Consider the following 16,858-nt stretch of genomic DNA (forward strand, 5'->3'; position numbering starts at 1 on the left):
GAGCGCCGGACTCCATCTGCACTACGTTGAGTGATCGTGCAGGCACTGGGGGACACCTCTATGGAGGTACTGAGCGAGGTCACGCTGTCGGAACTCCACCACCTTGTCAGCAGCGAGATCGCGGCCGGGAACGAGTCAGACAAGCAGGAGGGGCGCAGGCGGCTCCTCAGGGCAATCGAGGACTGTGCCGCGGCGGACGGCGACTCGGCAGGCGCGCTTCTCGACGGCCGATCATGGCGGATCGCGGAGGTCCGAGTCAGCGGCATCGGTGGAATCGCCTCGCTCGATCCGCCTGCTCTGACTTTCTCACCGGTACCCGGAATCACCGTCGTCCGAGGCCTGAACGGTCAGGGCAAGACGAGCCTCGCACGCGGCATCGACTGCGCACTGCGGGGTAGCGCCGACCTGACGCCGGGTGCGGCGAACACGCTCTGGGCCGCCGAGTTGCTCACGGAGGGCGCTACCTCGGGGAGGGTCGGGCTCACGCTCGCCAGCGGTGCGTCTCGCCTCGTCATCGAGGTGGACTTCGCCACCGGGACCAACACGCCCACCGTCACCGGATTGCTGAACGGCAACGGCGAGTCGCAGCAGGTCGACCTCGGCGGCTCCTGGCGACAGGCTCTGGGAAACGCTCGCGCGCACTACAGCTACGACGCCGTACAAGGCCGGCTCGTCGAGAGCAAGGCGCTTCAGGGCTTCCTCGAAGAGCTTCTCGTCCTCGGCCCAGTGTGGCAGCGGGTGCGGGATGCCGTCGACAGCCGCGCTGAGCGCGCGACAGCAGCGCAGAAGGCCTTCGCCAAGGCTGTCAAGGATGCGCGAGCAAGCGAAGCCCAGATCGCTGCGAGGCACAATGCTCCTGACAGCAGCGTCGCTCGACCAGCCACCGTGAACTGGCCCCGGCTCCAAGACGCAGCCGACATCGACTCGTGGCTGCTGGCGACCGGCCTTTCGGTGACGGATCCCCAGCCGGTGACGACCGTCGGAGCTGATCACGAACGTCGGCTCGCGTCGATCCAAGATCGTTTCCACGCAGCGGATGAACGACTCGAGTCCGCCGAGTCCACGATCGAGGGCCCGGGCATGGCCGCGGCGCTCCATCACTTGAACCAACTCCTCAACGTCGAGGAGCTCGACTCCACGGTCTGTCCACTGTGCGGGTCTTCCACGGACTGGCGCGGACATCTCCAGCGGTTCATGAGTGATCTCCTGGAGCGCGCCGAGGCCGCGCAGGAGGTCCTCGACTCTGTGACGGAGCTGCGGGACTGGACCGAGGCAGAGCTGGCACCGCTTCTGGACGCCGGGACGCGCGATGGGCCCGACCACGAGACCGCCGCGTTCAGGGCCGCGACCGCACGCGGATGCCAGGCTCATTCCGACGCACACGTTGCCGGCAGGGCCCTTCTCCAACGGCTGAGCTCGGATGACTACCGGCAGTGGCTCGATCGCCTACGTGAGGCGACGAACACCGCATCAAGGTGGCGTTCCGACCTCACCGAGGTCGTCCACGGGTTCGCCGCAACCGTCCGCGGGACGACCGAAGACGCGGCAGACTCCGTCATCTGGAAGAAGGCTCAGGAGACCCTGAATGAGTTACAAGTCACGCTGAGACAAGAGCGGCAGGACGCGGTGACCGCACGCCTCGGCGAGGCGCTGGCCCGGCTCCTGCCCGATGCCGGTGTCGAGCTGCCTGGCATCCAGCATCAGGGCGGGGTCAAGCAGCAGCGCGGGGTGAAGGTCGACCTGACGATGGGCGGCCGGGTGGCCACCCTCGGGATGCTGAGCAGCGGACAACGGAACGCGTTGCTGCTCACGCCGCTGCTGGGCACGACGTACCAGGATCTTTCGGCTTCCTCGTTGTCGACGACCCTGTCCATGCTCTCGACGACACGCGCGTCGATCTTCTTGCCCGCGAGCTCGCCCGTCTCGCGGAGACCCGTCAGGTGATCGCACTGACCCACGATCCGCGACTGGAGGAGCACCTGCGCGCCCGACAGCCGGACATGAGCGTCATCGAGCTACAGCGCGATGCGGCGACACGAACCGTCTCGTGGACGACGCACAGCCTGCCGTGGCAGTCATTGCTCACCGACGCACGCGAGATCCGGAGACTGTCGGCGAGCACCGAATGGACGTACTCGGAGGATCTGCACTCCGTAGTCGCTGGGTTGTGCCGCGCAGCGGTCGACGGCGCCCTACGGCAGGCGGCCATCTCGTGTGCGGTCACTCGCGGCGAGGACGTCAGCGCGTCGTTGTCCGCCCTCGGACTGAGTCACACCACGAAGGACAGGATCGCCCACATCACCGCGTTGGCCGGCGGTGTGGAACGCCTGCCGGTCCTCGACCGCTCGCGCCGGGGTCACCTGAAGTTCTGGAACAAGGGTGCCCACGGCCAACTCCCGCCCGACGCTGACCTGGAGTCGACCATCGCGGCCGCCGAAGCCGCGTGCCAAGAGTTGGCGGACCATGACTGGACGAGAACCTGACATGCGCGACTCGGTACGTCGACGGATCCGAGTCATGGTCGTCCGCAGGCGCCTTGAGGAGACGGCAGCCTCGCTGGTCGAGTCGGCGACCGGCACACGGCCAGGATCCCACAGCGTCGTCGCCCGCAGATTGATGCTTCTCCCTGCTCATGCCCGAGACGACCGCTGGTCAGACCTCCTCGGTCTCGCGCGACGCGCCTCCAGGGTCTACGAGCTGACCTCTGCGGTCCTCCACAGCAACCGCGCCTTCGGCGACGTGCCGGAGCACTTGGTCCAAGAGTGGGAGCAGACCGCCGCCGAGGCTGCGGACGCCGTGCAGGACCGAACTCGCCCTGGCATCACGCTCGCTCCCAGCTCCCGCAGTTCTGCGAGGTGAAGCTCCCGTCGCTCGCACGGATCGTCACCGTCACCGCGGTGCCGTGCGTGATGAACTTGTTCGCGATGATGTCGCCGCCCGCGGAGGTGCGCTCCCAGTAGCAATCGTCCGCGGTCCCGGTTAGGCGGAAGGTCCCAGGAGCGACGAAGCCCAGCTGCCGCCCGATCTCATGGGTCCCGTCACCGAACCCGGTCTGCCCCGACTCTGCGAGGTCGAGCGCTGGCATGAACTCCGGGCACATCATGGGAAGAACGATCTCGTAGGCACGAAGCTCGTCGCCGCCCTGCGCACCGAAGTGACGGGACAGCCACAGCTCGGGAGCGATAGTCCCTGAGCGCAGCGTGCCGCAGGCGTCCTTCGCCAGGTTGTAGCCGCTGCCGTAGTAGTTCGAGGGCAAGGTCAGCCCGGCCGCCTTCACGGCATCGTTGACAGCGGCTTGCTGGGGATCCGCTGCAGGAGCGGTAGTCGTGGCAACGGCCGGCGCACCTGCCACCCGCCGCACCTGGATCTTGACCAGGAACGAGAGCGACTTCACCGGGCTCCCGGCGGCGGGCACAGTCCCGGAGACGACCCAGTACTCGGGGCGGTTCTGCTCGGGGACGAGCGTGCCGGATGGGGCAGGAGGCGCCAGCTCGAGTCCGACCAGCTTGAAGCCTCGATCCTCCAGGAGATCGCGGGCGTCATTCATGGGCAGGCCCGTGAGTCCGTTCGGAACGGTGGGGCCTGTCGGCTTCACCGGGGTGGCGGCGCACGCCGACAGAGCGATCACCAGCGCGATCAGCGCCGCTACGCGGGCCAGCTTCATGTCCGGGTCGAGCCTCATGACGTCTTCGAGGGGCGCTCAGCAGGGTCGTTCACCCCACAGTCGCCTGATGAGGCGCACTTCGTTACGCCGAATCATCAGTCCTGCTGACCGTTCAGCTCATTCCCTGTTACGCCGAAAAGTCGATGGGCGTCAGAGCAGAGTCAGGCGCGGAGCTCCGGCGTAGATGCCGTCAAGGGTGAGCAATGGCCTGTCCAATGCGACAGCCGTCGCCGCAACCCATCGGTCTGCGCCGTGCACCTTCTGCCCGAGTGCGTGACCTCGAGCGGTGCATTCGACCCGCAGCTCGACGTAGGCGTTGACCACGTCGTCGGTCACCGGCACCGTCGGGATGGAGTCGACAATGCGATGAAGGCGTTCTGTTCGCGCCTCGCCCCAGCTGCGAAGGCCCGGCCACGCGAGCAGCTCAGCACGGGTTTGGGTCGCGATCATCGGAACCCGGCCGATCAACCGGTCGCCGAGGTCACGGGGCGTGCGGTTCACGACGTACAAGTGACTGAAGGCGTCGGTGTCGATGACCACCGCCGTCTGCGGGACCTCTGAGGTCACCTGCCGATCAGCTCCAGGAAGGCCGCGACCTCGTCCTCGTCCACACCCTCGACGCCGCCGATCAGGGGCGTGCGCGAGAAGTCCACGCCTTCGAGCGACGGCGCCGTCCAGCTCGGCAGCTCCAGGCGCTCCACCGTGGCGTCGACCAGACTGAGTACCTGCCCGCGGGCGCCGAGCACTGCCTCGCCGGTCGCCGTGACCTGGCCACCGACGAGTCGAGCGGCCTCATCGACGTTCAGCACCGTCTCCAGCTGAACGTCATTGCCGAACGCGTCCCTGATGCGAAGCCGCCCACGGCGGAGATCGACGAGATCCAAGTCTCCCGACACCGACACGTCGGCTTGGCGGTCCGGTGCCGGAGCACGGAGATCCGCCCAGACGTCACGGGACGCCGACGCCGCGGCGAACTGGATCGGCGGCTCCTCCTGACGGGGCAGCGAGAAGGCGCAGGTCGACGAGATCGCCTGTAGGGCATCAAGGACGGAGAGGGTCGCATGCCCCAACTGCGGAGTCACCCACCCTGGCGCCTCGTCACGAGCGGCGCCGCCGAAGATCTCCATCATGGCGCTGAGGCTCCGATGCTCGAGCCCCTCGCCCAGTACGCCGTCTTCACCGATCGTCGCCTGCAGGATCGTGCTCCCCTGCGCGATTCCCCGAAACTTCAGCGTTGTCGCTCGCTCGACAGCCGACGGGGACCGGCCGGGCCCGATGACTCCGGTCAGGTGGCGCCCGACCCGCGTTGCGAGCACCTGAAGTGCCTCAGCCAGGTCCGCCAAACCGGCGAACGTGATCTCGCCGTCAGCCAGGCCGGTGCCGATCAGCCGTACTTCCCACTCGTCCACGACCGGCACCTCCCCATGGCGAACTCGAAGACGGACGACGAGGATATCGCCGAACCACGACAATTCGTTGCCGCACACGATCGGGTTCCCCGGTGAAGTGCTCGCGATCACTGCTACTACCGTGAGTCACTCTGCACGTCGAGGGGGGACTTGAGTGCTGCCGTCATTGGTCGCCGAGGACCTGCGCGCGTCGTTGACGAGCTTCCTGGGCACCACGTTCGCCCTCGCGGACGACGAGGTGCGGGCGGAGCTCGAGCGCTTCATCGCGAACCCTCACGACGGTGTGTTCCGCGGCCCGTACGTGCGTCTGCGCACACCGTTCCGGCCGGCTGACGACGAGTGGCGACGCTTCCTCGACTGGGCACCTACGGGCTTCCACCCGCACAAGCACCAGGCTGAGGCGTGGATGCGGCTGTCGTCGAAGGAGCAGCTGCCGCAGCCGACGCTCGTCACCACCGGAACCGGCTCCGGCAAAACCGAGAGCTTCCTGATCCCGCTGCTGGAGCACTGCCGCCGCGAACGTCTGAAGGGGCGCGGCGGGATCAAGGCGCTCGTCCTCTATCCGATGAACGCCCTGGCCAACGACCAGGCTCGGCGCATCGCGAAGCTCGTCCACGGCCACCGCGAGCAGCTCGGCGATGTGTCAGTGGGGCTCTACACGGGCGACTCCGGGACAGGCACGGTGATGACCGAGACGGCGGTCATCGAGGACAAGCACCACATGCGGAAGAACTCGCCGGACGTGCTGCTCACGAACTACAAGATGCTGGACATGCTGCTGCTCCGCAGCGAGGACCAGCCGCTGTTCGCCGGATCCGCCGAGTCCCTGCGGTACCTCGTGCTCGACGAGTTCCACACCTACGACGGCGCACAGGGCACAGACGTCGCGATGTTGCTGCGCAGGCTCGGAATGAGCCTCGGGGTCACGACGGACGAGCAGCCGCTCGGCGCGATCACCCCGGTGGCCACGTCGGCGACCCTCGGCAGCGGAGCGCAAGCCGGGCCTTCTCTACGCAAGTTCGCCCACACCGTGTTCGGCTCGGAGTTCGACGAGTCCTCGCTGGTCGGGGAGGACCGCCTGACCATCGACGAGTGGGCCGCCTCCCCCACGACAGGCACTGTGCCACTGCTGGACCGGGTGACGAAAGCGCTCGGGAGCGCAGGTCGTCACCGGGAGCAGGTCCGCGAGGGGATCCGACTCTTCCTGGTCGACACCGAGAACGGCGACGATCCACGGATCGACTCTCTGCTCAACGACGCCGAGGCGCTCGGGCGGGCGTTGGCTGCGCATCCCTTCACCCGGACGTTGCTCAGGCGATGCACGCTGCCGGTGCCGCTGACGGCACTCGCGACGGACGCGGAACCGAGCTGGGGCACCGGGACCCCGCAGCGGCAGGCAGCGGCCCGCCACGCCGTCGCGCTGTATCTCGCGCTGCTCTCGCGGGCTCGGAGCGCGGGCGGACGGCCGCTCATGACCGTGGACGTCCAGCTCTGGTTGCGCGAGGTCAGCAGGCTCCTCCGTCAGCTCAGCCGGTCGCCACGATTCCACTGGTTCGAAGGCGCGCCGCCCGAGGACGGTGAGCGATCGCTGCCCTCGATCTACTGCCGCCACTGTGGCCGTTCCGGGTGGGGAGTCGTCGCCACAGCGGGCGGCGGCAACGCCACGTCGCCGAACGCGGTGTGGCGCAAGTCCGTGTCGGACAGCAGCTCCCAGCGCGCGTGGATCTTCGCTCCCGGGGAGGCGCAGCAGGACTCGCCGCTCGTGCGCTGGATCGATCCGGACAACGCAGACTTCGTCCCAGGGCCGTCGGGCAAACACAGCAACGAGGTGCCGGTGCTCGTTACTCCTGACGCCGAGGCGGCGAAGGAACAGCGGTGTCCCGCCTGCGGGCACGACGACGCGATCCGGTTCCTGGGATCTCGCGTGGCCACGCTCGCGTCGGCCACCCTCGGTCAGCTGTTCGGGAGCCCGGACGTCGCCCCTGACGAGAAGAAGACGTTGGTCTTCACCGACAGCGTGCAGGACGCCTCCCACCGGGCGACGTTCGTCGAGAACCGCGCGTATGCGCTCAACCTGCGCGCCCTGCTCCACCGGGCGATCGGACCGACGGGTAGTTCGCTCAATGACCTTGGCGCCGCAGTCGAGGCCGCAGCCGCGAACCCGGCCGAGCGCTTCGCAATGCTCCCGCCGGATCTCCGCCTGCACGAGACCTTCGCCCAGTACTGGATGGATGGGCCGAGCGATCGCGTCCGCGAGGCGGTCACCAGGCGGATGGGCTTCGCAGCGACGCTGGAGTTCGGGCTGGCTCCGCCCTCCGCACGAACGCTGGAGCGGACGGGCGCGGCGACCGCGCAGGTGGTCGTGCCCAACCTCGACGCCGCGGTGCGCGCCGCGCTCGATGCCGCGGCCAGACAGGACAACCAACTAACCCTCGACGGCCGGCCGCCGGAGGCGACTCGCGCGTGGGCTCGTGGCGTCCTCGAACGAATGCGGTCGCAGGGGGCCATCGCCCACGAGTGGTTCCGCACGTACGCCGAGACGGACGACCGCTACCCCATCTGGGGCGGACGACCGCACCGCCAGGGGATGCCGGCGTTCCCGGGTAAGGGCCGGGACCGGCCGGGCCGCCCCGCACCGGCGTACCCAACGAGCGCACGCACGTCGAAGAACCTGGACCTCATCCTCGGGCCGCGCAGCTGGTACACGACGTGGACGGCCAAGGTCCTGAAGGTCGCGACCGTGGACGCCCACAAGTACGTCCTCGCGCTCCTCAAAGCGCTCACGGCGGAGGGAGTCTTGGCGACCCTCAGCGGCGTCGGGGGCTCCACCGTCTGGCAGATCCCACAGACCAACGTGTGGGTAGGGCGCACCGAAGGTGTGCCGGACCGCCTGCGCTGCACCGTGTGTTCGACGATTCTCCCCGGTCCCGATGCCGTCCTAGCCGAGCTAGTAGGGGCACCGTGCATGCAGGACCAGTGCACAGGCACCTACCGCCGCGAGCACGCTGATCTCGACTACTACCGTGACCTCTACCGCGGCGAAGAGGTCCGCCGGATCATCGCGCGCGAGCACACGTCGCTGCTCAAGGCGAAGGAGCGCGTGGCACTCGAGAACACGTTCAAGGCGGGCGCCTCGCCGGATGCTCCGAACGTGCTCACCTGCACGCCGACCCTCGAGCTGGGCATCGACATCGGGGACCTGTCCACGGTGGCGCTGACGTCGCTGCCCCGGTCCACGGCGTCCTACCTCCAGCGGGTCGGTCGCGCCGGCCGACTGACCGGCAACGCACTCGTCGTCTCGCTGCTGCCTGCCCGGCCCTTGGAGCTGCAGCGCCTGGCGCAGCCGCTGTCGATGATCGCGGGCGAGGTCGTGCCGCCCGCGTGCTATCTCGATGCGACCGAGATCCTGCGCCGCCAGTACCTCGCGTCGCTCGTGGACCGGCGAGCCCGCGCCGGCCACCCGACGACGCGGCTCGCCAAGCAGGTGTTCCGGGACGGACTGGCGCCGACGTCGTGGCTCGGCACCCTCGTCGCGGACGCGCGCAGCCACGCCGCCGAGTATGTCGACGAGTTCTTGCGCGGCTTCGGCGACGAGGTCTCGAAAGACAGCGCCCAAGCCCTGCGGGAATGGGCAGGTGACGGCAGCCCTGAGGGCGAGCCGCCGGCGATGGAGCGGGCAGTCGAGGCGGCGGTGAAGGCATGGATCGCCGAGGGGGACGAACTCGCCGGACGCGTCGCACTTCTGAAGGCCGAGATCGAGGCGATGGAGGCCCGCCCGTCGCTGGACGACGCGGGCAAGCGCGAGCTGCGCCGACTGAACGGCGAGATCGCGGTCGCCCGAGCCACCGGCCGCGAACGCGACCGCATGTATTGGATCTCCGCGCTCGAGGCGAAGGGGTTGTTGCCCAACTACGCACTCCTCGACGACACAACCCGGCTCGACGTCGGGCTCTGGTGGACCGACGAGGAGACCGGCGCGAGCCAGACCTCGGAGGAGCAGTACGTCCGTGGCAGCCGGACCGCGCTCGGCGAGCTCGCCCCAGGCGCGGTGTTCTACGTCCGCGGGACAGCCGTCCAGATCGACGGGCTGGACGTCGGCACGAGCCGCAACCCCGCCACGATCCGGCGTCGCTTCTGCCCTGCATGCGGGTGGTCCCGTCCGTTGGACGGCACACCGGCAGGGTCATGCCCGCGCTGCGGCGCGGTCGCCGCTGCGGACGCCGGCCAGGTCCTCACCACACTGCCTTTCCGCGGCGCCTCGGCCTACACCTCCCGTGAGAGCGCGATGCGTGAGGATGACATCGAGGATCGCCGCAAGACGCGCTTCGAGATCGTCGCCACCGTCGACTCCGAGCCGGATGCCATCGCTGCCGCCTGGCAGCTCACCGACTACCCGTTCGGCGTCGAGGTGCTGCGCACCGCTGACATCCGCTGGGTCAACCTGGGCCCGGCCGAACGCGGCGGCAGCACGTTGCATGTCGCCGGCAACGAGGTGGCCGCGCCACTGTTCCAGGCCTGCCGGCACTGCGGTGTCGTCCCCGCCGCCCAGCGGGTCGATGCCGCACGCGCCCGGCACCGTGGTTGGTGCAGGCAGAGGAAGGAGCCAGACGAGCAGGGCTGGGTGACCGTTGCGCTCACCCACGACCTCCGGACCCAGGCGGTCCGGCTCCTCGTGCCGCCGATCGTCGTGGCGGACGCGATCGTGCGGACGTCCTTCCGCGCGGCGCTGCTGCTCGGCCTCCGCCAGGTGCTGGGCGGCGAGCCTGAGCACCTCGACGTCGTCGAGGCTGCGGATCCCGTGCCCGGCAGCGGTGAGCGCTGGGTCATGGTGCTCCACGATCTCGTCCCCGGAGGCACCGGCTACCTGGGACGATTCGCCGAGCCCGATCAGGTCCGCGGCCTCCTGGCCGCCGCCCTCGACGTCCTTCAGACTTGCGAATGCCGCACAGAGGGGCTGGCGGCCTGCCACCGCTGCCTGCTCCCCCACGTTCCGCCACACATGGCGGCGGATGCCCGCCGGGAGTCCGCAATCAGCCTGATCACGGAGATCTTTCAGCAGTGGAGCCCGGAGCCGATCGAGACGCTCAGAGACATCGTCGTCGGGCCCCACGACACCCCCATCGAACGTCGCTTTCGGCAACTGCTCGTGCGATGGGCGAAGAGTCGCAGCGCGGCGGTGACCCTCACCGCTACGGGCGTCGGCGATGCCGCCGAGCTCCGGTTCCCGCAGTCCCTAGGCGGGCAGGTCTGGCGCGCCACCCCGCAGGTCGCGCTCGGTGGGGTGCAGCCGGACTTCGTCCTGGAATGCGGCGACAGAACCGTGCCCAAGATCGCTGTGTTCTGCGACGGGCAGAAGTTTCATTCCTCCACCGACCACAATCGAGTCGCCGACGACGCCGAGAAGCGCGCCGACCTCCGCGCCAAGGGCTACCTCGTATGGGCGGTGACCCATCAAGACCTCGACGCCTTCACTGACGTGCTTGACGGCGTCACCCCCGAACCCGTCGCCTGGATCGACGCCCGCTACCGCCAGGGGGCGCTGAGCACGTTCGAGAAGCAGCCCCCACCGGGCAGCGTCCACATCCGCGAGCTCCTCGTCGACCCGCTCTCCCTGCTGACGGCGTTCGTGCTGCGGCCCTCGCTGACCGAGTGGCGGCCTGCCGCCCATGCTCTGGCACTCACGTACGCACTCGGCGGCGAAGGGCTCGTCAAGACGACGCCGGACGCCGTGCCAGAACTGCTGCAGGCGGCAGTCGCCGAAGCCGCTGCCGCTCCCCCGCCCGGAGGGCTCGGCGTCCTGAGCAAGCGAACCGTGCAGGGTGCAGCTCTCGTCCTCGAGCGGCGGAGCAAGGTCGACATCCGGGCCTGGCTGGGTGTCGACGATCGAGACGGCGTAGTCGGAAGTGACAGCCAGGTCGGTGCCTGGCGAGACTGGCTGGCGCTCAGCAACGTCCTGCAGTTCCTCGAGGCCGGACGCTTCCAGGCCCACAGTCTCTCCACTGTCGAGTCGGCGCCCGCGGCCCCGAATTCCGCAGTGGTGCCCGCGTGGCAAGAGATCGCGGAGACCTTCGAGGGCAGCCCGAAGGAACTCGTCCTGCATCTTGCAGTCCGCGGTCTGCCGCTGCCCATCGCGGGCTTTGAGGTCGACGGCGGCGACCTCGTCATCGACCTCGCGTGGCCCGATCACCGGGTCGCCGTCCACTTTGACGAGGACGACGAGCTCGCCGCCTGGCTCGACGAGAACGACTGGACGCAGGCGGAGCCGGACGGGGACCCCGTCGCCACCGCGCTGGGTGCCGAGGGAGGCCGCTGATGGGCGTCATCATGTCCAAGGAGTTCCACAAGGCGATCGATGTCGACGGCTCGATCAAGGCCAAGGCCTGGGACTTCGTCACGAAGCTCAACCAGAACGCCGACCTCACCGGGCTGGACCTCAAGATCCCGAAGAACCCGGCGGACAAAAGAGTCCGCACGGCGCGCGTGGACTTGAGCTATCGCGCAGTGCTGTTCGCCGTTTCCGACGACCCCGAGCCGATGTGGGTCCTCGCCGCCATCCGCACCCATGACGAGGCCTACGAGGAGGCGCAGAACCTCGTCCTCGACATCAACCCAGCCAACGGCGCGATGGAGGTGCTCCGGCCGAAGGCGATCATCAAGCGCGTCGAGGAATTTCGCGCCAAGCCGACCACGCCGGACGCGCACCAGGTCCTGCCGTTCAAGCCCGCCGAACTCGTCGCGCTCGGGATCAACGCCGAGGTGGCGGAGGAGGCCGTACATGCCGCGACGGACGACGACCTGCTCGTCCTCGCCGGCGATCTCCCCGAGTGGCAACAGCAGGTCCTGCTCGATCTGGCCACCGGCACCTCGCTCGACCAGGTACGCACCATCTACGACCTCGACCGTCCCGCGGACGCCGACCCCGTCGCCGCAGCGCAGCGCCCGACAAGCCGCATGCAGTTCGTCTACCTGCAGACGGACGACGAGCTGCGGCGCATGCTCGAAGGCGACTTCGCCGCGTGGCGGACCTACCTCCACCCGACCCAGCGGGCCGTCGCCTACCGCCCGACCTACAACGGCCCCTACCGGCTGGCCGGCGGCGCCGGCACCGGCAAGACCGTGGTCGCCCTGCACCGCGCCGCGTTCCTTGCACGGCAGCAGAACGTTCGGGTGCTGCTGTGCACGTTCACACGCAACCTCGCGGCGAACCTGCAGGCGGACATCCACGGGCTGCTCTGCGCGGACGAACTGTCCCGTGTCGAAATTGGCGGGGTGGACCAGATCGTGCGATCCGTCGTGCACGCCGTCGACGGGCCGCCCGGGCAGATTCTCGGAGAGCGCGATCGCGAGTCGCTGTGGGAGGAGTCCGTCGCAGGTAGCGGTGTGCCCGCCGACATCGCGGAGGTCCTCACCCCGACCTTCCTCGATGGCGAGTACCGGGCCGTGGTTCTCGCGCTACCCGCACACACGCGGGAGGCGTATTTCAAGGCGCGCCGGACCGGCCGCGGGATCCGTCTGAACCGGGTTCAGCGCGCCGCCGTCTGGCGAGTCGTCGAGTCCTTCGAGCGCGGCGTGGCGAGTCAAGGTCGGACGACCTTCGAGCGGCTCGCGGTCCGCGCTGCGGAGATCCTCGCGGATCCCGCGACGCGCGAGCAGGCACCGACCTTCGACCACGTCGTTGTCGACGAGGGCCAGGACCTGCACGCCGGCCACTGGCGGGTGCTGCGTGGCCTCGTCGCGGCGGGGCCGAATGATCTGTTCATCGCGGAGGACGGTCACCAGCGCATCTACGGCGAGCGAATCGTGCTGGGGCACTACGGAATCGAGACCCGCGGCCGTTCCCGACGGCTCACCCTCAACTACCGCACCACTCGCCAGAACCTGGCTTTCGCCCTCGGCGTCATCGGAAACGAACCGGTGGTCGACCTGGAGGGCGACGACGAGTCGCTTGCCGGATACCGCTCCCTCTACGGCGGCCCGACCCCCGAGCTGCGGGGCTTCGCCTCCGGGGACGACGAGGTCACGCACGTCGTCACGACGATCAAGGCGTGGCTCGCCGCCAATGTCTCCGCCCCGACGATCGCCGTGCTGGCTCGACGAACGCGCGAGCAGGAACGCGCACGCATTGCGCTCAAGGAGGCGGGCATCCCCGTCGAGCTCCTACAGCGAGACGGCCCCGGCAATGACGAAGCCGTCAAGGTCTCCTCGATGCACCGCGCCAAAGGCACGGAGTACGAGCGTGTGATCGTGATCGGCGCCACCGAAGGCGTCGTCCCCCTCGACTTCGTGTTCGAGGGCAAGCCGCAAGCTGAACACGGCGCGATCCGCGGTCGAGAGCGCTCACTGTTCTACGTCGCCTGCAGCCGAGCTCGGGAGCAGTTGCTGGTCACGTGGTCGGGCAAGCCCAGCCCGTTCATCCCTCAACTCGCTTGAGGGCCGCCATCACGATCTCCGCATCATCATCGAACCCGATCGGGCTGCGGAGGTCGTTCTCCTCGTCGTCGGTCTGCACGAGGTAGTTGACGGCACCGATCAGGGCTGCGCGCTGCTCGGCGTCGTACGTCGACCAGGAGCCGAGGGCCGCCCTGAGCCGGCTGTGGAGCTGCTCGGCGAGCTCAAGATCGACGAACTCATTGTCCGCCGCCGCAGCTCGAACCTGCGCGAGGTGATCACGAAGGCACAACTGAATTCGCTCGACGTCCACGACCGAAGCAGATCACGAAAGAGAACGTAGCCCCTCCGCAACACGCGCCGTACGGGCTCGGGAACAGGTCCATCACGGTCACGGCGTCGGGGACGGAGTCGGTGGCGGCGTTGTTGTAGCCGCCGAACCCGTCCATCGCGACCACCTCGACACGGTCACGGAAGGACCCGGTCACGGGCATCGAGCCAGGTCCGCAACGCCTGCGCGGAGTCCGGGGACCAGGTCGAGCAGCCGTGCCGGCCCCTGACCAGCCACGACCGCGGTCAAGTCGGTGATCACCGTGACGAACCCGTCGCCCTCGGCGCCGAACACGTGCGCCCAGCGGTGCTCGTCCACGCCGATCACCGCGACCCCGTCCAGCCGCGCCGGGCCGGCGTCGAGCAACAGTGCCTCGGTCGCAACGAGGGCGACGCCGTTGATGGTGTCCCAACAGCGGCCGAGTTCGCGGGCGACGGCGGTGACGGTGGCCTTGTCGATCGCCAACCGCCGCAGCACGTGCTCGGCCGCTGCGTCGCGTGGTCGATGCCCCGGGCCGAGCCAGACGGCTGCTGTCGTGGACGAAGATTTGCCGATCGCAGCCGTCGTCGACACAGCGGTAGCGAGGCACCCGCACCTGTAGTTGCAGCGGATGCCCGACCACCGGGACGTCGCGGACACGGCGCTCGACGCTGTCGCGGTAGACACCGGCCAGCCCGCACCCCGGGCAGGTGCCGGGTCCATCGGTGAGCAGTTCGCACCACAACACCGTGGTCTCGCCCGCCACGGCGGCGTCGGTGATCCGCACCCCGAGTTCGACGGTGCGCACGATCGTGTCGGCCACGATCTGAGCGGGCGGACACGTACGCCTCCTCCACCAGCTCGATCCCCAGTGCCTCCGCCCGCGCGACGCACCGGTCGCGCAACTCCTAGAGCACCGCAACCGTCTCGACGTCGAGCGCTATCCACCGCTGCTGATGCGTCTTCAGGCCCCCCTCGACCCACCGCCACCGCACGGCCCGCTTGTACGCCCCGGACAGCACGAAGTGGATGTGCCGGACGACCGTGTTCGACAACGGCTTGCACCGGCGCGGCCCGCACCGGCTGTCGCACTCGTGGCGTTTCGTCGTCCGGTGGTCGATCAGCCCCGACCCGGTGCAATGGATCCGACAGCGGCGCAGCTCGACGTAGAACGAATCAAGGATCTCGGCATCCAGCTCACCGACCTTGAGCCTGCCGACGAGCGGCTCGATGTGGTTCTTCACGTAGCCGCGGTAGAGCTGCAGCGTGTTCGGAGCCCCGGAGAACTGCTCCAGGTGCTTCTCCAGCAGGTGCGCGACGGTCGCGCTGGTGCGCGGGCTCCGGCGCTCCTCGATGTCGCGCAGCATCCGGTCCCGGACCGCGTACGCCTGCTTCTCGGCGTCCGGGCGGGCCGGGACGATCTCGACGAGGTTGTGCCGGCGCTTGGTGATCGGGTCCTGGCCGGCGTAGACGCGCACGCGCAGCGCGCCGCTCGGGAGGACATCGATGCTGCCCTTCTGGCGCCCCGCGGGCTTGGGCTGGAGACGAGCCATGACACGAACGCTAGGGGCGCTCGTGTCATGCTCCGTGTCACGAGTCTGTCTGTCGATCTTGCGTCAGACCGCGTTCGTGCTGGTGAGAGCGTGGAGCGGGCGACGGGAATCGAACCCGCGTAGCCAGTTTGGAAGACTGGGGCTCTACCATTGAGCTACGCCCGCATGCCCGATCGTGCCGATCGGACGTCCAGGAGCGTATCCCACTCCGAAGCACTGAACATCCCCGCCCCCGGGTACGTACCGACATCCGGGTAAGGACGTTCAGGAGGTTCCGGACACCGATGATGATGGCGCGCAGACGCGGGCTGCGGTCCGTGGGCTCCCCTCCGGAGGCTCTGCCGCCGGACCCGGGGCTCGACACCGAGGCCGGGCTCAGGGCCGCGTACAGCGCCCACGGCCCGGAGATCTACCGTTACGCGCTGCGCCAGCTGGGCGACGACGGCGGCGCCCAGGAAGCGGTGCAGGAGGTGTTCCTGCGGGCCTGGCGGCGGGCCGACTCCTACGACCCGTCGCTGGCGAGTCTGCGGGTGTGGCTGTTCGCGATCGCGCGCAACGTGGTCGTCGACGAGATCCGCCGGCTGAACGTGCGACCCTGGCGCAGGCAGCTCACCGACGAGCCGGAGTCCGGACGGGACTCGATCGGCCCGGCCGAGGACACCCTGGTCGACACCTGGCTGGTCGAGGAGGCGCTGCGGCGGCTCCGGCCCGAGCACCGGCAGGCGATCGTGCAGGCGTACCTGCGCGGGCGTCCGCACGCGGAGATCGCGGCGGAGGCGGGGGTGCCGGTCGGGACGATCCGGAGCCGGGTGTTCTACGGGCTGAAGGCGTTGCGGCTGGCGATGGACGAGATGGGGGTGGAACCGTGACTCCGGACGAGCACCGGGCCCTGCGCGAGGCGCTCGGCGACTACGCGCTCGGGCGCCTGCCCCGCGACGAGGCGGCGGCGCTGCAGGCACACCTGGACGGCTGCGCGGACTGCCGCGCCGAGCTGGCCGAGATCTCCTCCGTGCTGCCCGCGCTGCGCCGGGTCGATCCGGCGCGCCTGGACCACACGCCGTTCCCGCCGCCGGACCTGGGCGACCGGATCGTGTCCGCCGCCCGCGCGGAGGGTGCCCGTCCGCGGCGCCGGCCGCGCTGGCTCCCGGTGGCGGCCGCCGCGGCGGTCGCGGTGCTGGTCGGCGGGGCCGTCGGCTACGCGGCCGGCGACTACGACGGGATCCCGCGGGAGCCGGTCGCGGTGCAGGCCATGGACCCGGCGGTGCAGGCCACCGCGGTCGCCATCCCGCACACCTGGGGCGTCGAGATCGTGCTCGACGCCGACGGGTTCCGGGCCGGCTCCACCTACCGGGTGGTGGTCGAGGCGGACGACGGCCGGGAGGTCGGCGCCGGCGAGTTCATCGGGACCGGCGACAACCCGATGATCTGCAACCTGAACTCGTCGGTGCTGCGGTCGGACGCGTCCGGCTTCAAGGTCCTCGACGCCTACGGCGAGACCGTGCTGCGCGGTGACCTGACGGCCACCTGACCGGCC

12 protein-coding genes and 1 tRNA gene are annotated in these 16,858 nt (G+C 69.3%); 6 read left to right on the forward strand and 7 right to left on the reverse strand.

Features of this window, described 5'->3' with window-relative positions; translation table 11 throughout:
* Nucleotides 1-30: 30 nt before the first annotated feature.
* Together ABD160_RS06925 and ABD160_RS06930 are read left to right on the forward strand one after the other, a co-directional pair.
* Nucleotides 31-1,944 (forward strand): AAA family ATPase, encoded by a 1,914-nt coding sequence (locus ABD160_RS06925; RefSeq protein WP_344019571.1) that lies wholly within the window; start codon nucleotides 31-33, stop codon nucleotides 1,942-1,944.
* The gene (locus ABD160_RS06930) at nucleotides 1,941-2,483 is read left to right on the forward strand and encodes a hypothetical protein (protein ID WP_344019573.1); all 543 of its coding nucleotides are present in this window, start codon (nucleotides 1,941-1,943) and stop codon (nucleotides 2,481-2,483) included. Before ABD160_RS06925 ends, ABD160_RS06930 begins: the two co-directional genes overlap by 4 nt.
* A 338-nt stretch (nucleotides 2,484-2,821) precedes the next feature.
* On the opposite strand, the gene ABD160_RS06935 is transcribed toward ABD160_RS06930, so the two are convergent.
* From ABD160_RS06935 to ABD160_RS06945, 3 genes are all read right to left on the reverse strand, one after another.
* On the reverse strand, nucleotides 2,822-3,682 hold the full coding sequence (locus tag ABD160_RS06935; protein WP_344019575.1) for a PASTA domain-containing protein: 861 nt from the start codon (nucleotides 3,680-3,682) through the stop codon (nucleotides 2,822-2,824).
* Between the two features lie 132 nt (nucleotides 3,683-3,814).
* A complete protein-coding gene (locus tag ABD160_RS06940; RefSeq protein ID WP_344019577.1) occupies nucleotides 3,815-4,231 on the reverse strand; it encodes a PIN domain-containing protein in 417 nt (138 codons plus the stop codon).
* Nucleotides 4,228-5,184, reverse strand: coding sequence for a hypothetical protein (locus ABD160_RS06945; protein WP_344019579.1), 957 nt, complete (start codon nucleotides 5,182-5,184; stop codon nucleotides 4,228-4,230). The genes ABD160_RS06940 and ABD160_RS06945 overlap by 4 nt, the downstream gene beginning before the upstream one ends.
* A gap of 43 nt (nucleotides 5,185-5,227) precedes the next feature.
* Between ABD160_RS06945 and ABD160_RS06950 the strand changes: the two genes are divergently transcribed.
* Nucleotides 5,228-11,386, forward strand: a complete 6,159-nt coding sequence (locus ABD160_RS06950; protein WP_344019580.1) for a DEAD/DEAH box helicase — start codon at nucleotides 5,228-5,230, stop codon at nucleotides 11,384-11,386.
* Nucleotides 11,386-13,503 (forward strand): 3'-5' exonuclease, encoded by a 2,118-nt coding sequence (locus tag ABD160_RS06955; RefSeq protein WP_344019582.1) that lies wholly within the window; start codon nucleotides 11,386-11,388, stop codon nucleotides 13,501-13,503. The genes ABD160_RS06950 and ABD160_RS06955 overlap by 1 nt, the downstream gene beginning before the upstream one ends.
* Here the strand turns inward: ABD160_RS06955 and ABD160_RS06960 are convergent.
* The 4 genes from ABD160_RS06960 to ABD160_RS06975 all read right to left on the reverse strand — a co-directional run bounded on the left by ABD160_RS06960 (nucleotide 13,484) and on the right by ABD160_RS06975 (nucleotide 15,489).
* Complete coding sequence (locus ABD160_RS06960; RefSeq protein WP_344019584.1) at nucleotides 13,484-13,774, reverse strand: hypothetical protein; 291 nt, start codon at nucleotides 13,772-13,774, stop codon at nucleotides 13,484-13,486. The two genes, ABD160_RS06955 and ABD160_RS06960, sit on opposite strands and share 20 nt — an antisense overlap.
* Complete coding sequence (locus tag ABD160_RS33300) at nucleotides 13,740-14,537, reverse strand: transposase family protein (RefSeq protein ID WP_425563590.1); 798 nt, start codon at nucleotides 14,535-14,537, stop codon at nucleotides 13,740-13,742. Before ABD160_RS33300 ends, ABD160_RS06960 begins: the two co-directional genes overlap by 35 nt.
* Nucleotides 14,538-14,679: 142 nt before the next feature.
* Nucleotides 14,680-15,324: a hypothetical protein gene (locus tag ABD160_RS06970; protein ID WP_344019588.1), complete on the reverse strand. Its 645-nt coding sequence runs from the start codon at nucleotides 15,322-15,324 to the stop codon at nucleotides 14,680-14,682.
* 91 nt (nucleotides 15,325-15,415) lie between these two features.
* Nucleotides 15,416-15,489 (reverse strand) — tRNA-Gly (locus tag ABD160_RS06975).
* 152 nt (nucleotides 15,490-15,641) lie between these two features.
* On the opposite strand from ABD160_RS06975, the gene ABD160_RS06980 reads away from it, so the two are divergent.
* Together ABD160_RS06980 and ABD160_RS06985 are read left to right on the forward strand one after the other, a co-directional pair.
* A complete protein-coding gene (locus tag ABD160_RS06980; RefSeq protein WP_344019590.1) occupies nucleotides 15,642-16,193 on the forward strand; it encodes a sigma-70 family RNA polymerase sigma factor in 552 nt (183 codons plus the stop codon).
* Nucleotides 16,190-16,852, forward strand: a complete 663-nt coding sequence (locus ABD160_RS06985) for an anti-sigma factor family protein (RefSeq protein ID WP_344019592.1) — start codon at nucleotides 16,190-16,192, stop codon at nucleotides 16,850-16,852. Before ABD160_RS06980 ends, ABD160_RS06985 begins: the two co-directional genes overlap by 4 nt.
* Nucleotides 16,853-16,858: the final 6 nt, after the last annotated feature.

Source organism: Pseudonocardia kongjuensis (genome assembly GCF_039526905.1).
In the GTDB taxonomy this organism is placed as follows: domain Bacteria; phylum Actinomycetota; class Actinomycetes; order Mycobacteriales; family Pseudonocardiaceae; genus Pseudonocardia; species Pseudonocardia kongjuensis.

What these genes read in the sequence shown, in the direction of transcription:
- ABD160_RS06970 (WP_344019588.1), bottom strand. Translation starts at nt 15,324, where the DNA reads ATGGCTCGTCTCCAGCCCAAGCCCGCGGGGCGCCAGAAGGGCAGCATC.
- ABD160_RS06955 (WP_344019582.1), top strand. Translation starts at nt 11,386, where the DNA reads ATGGGCGTCATCATGTCCAAGGAGTTCCACAAGGCGATCGATGTCGAC.
- ABD160_RS06935 (WP_344019575.1), bottom strand. Translation starts at nt 3,682, where the DNA reads ATGAGGCTCGACCCGGACATGAAGCTGGCCCGCGTAGCGGCGCTGATC.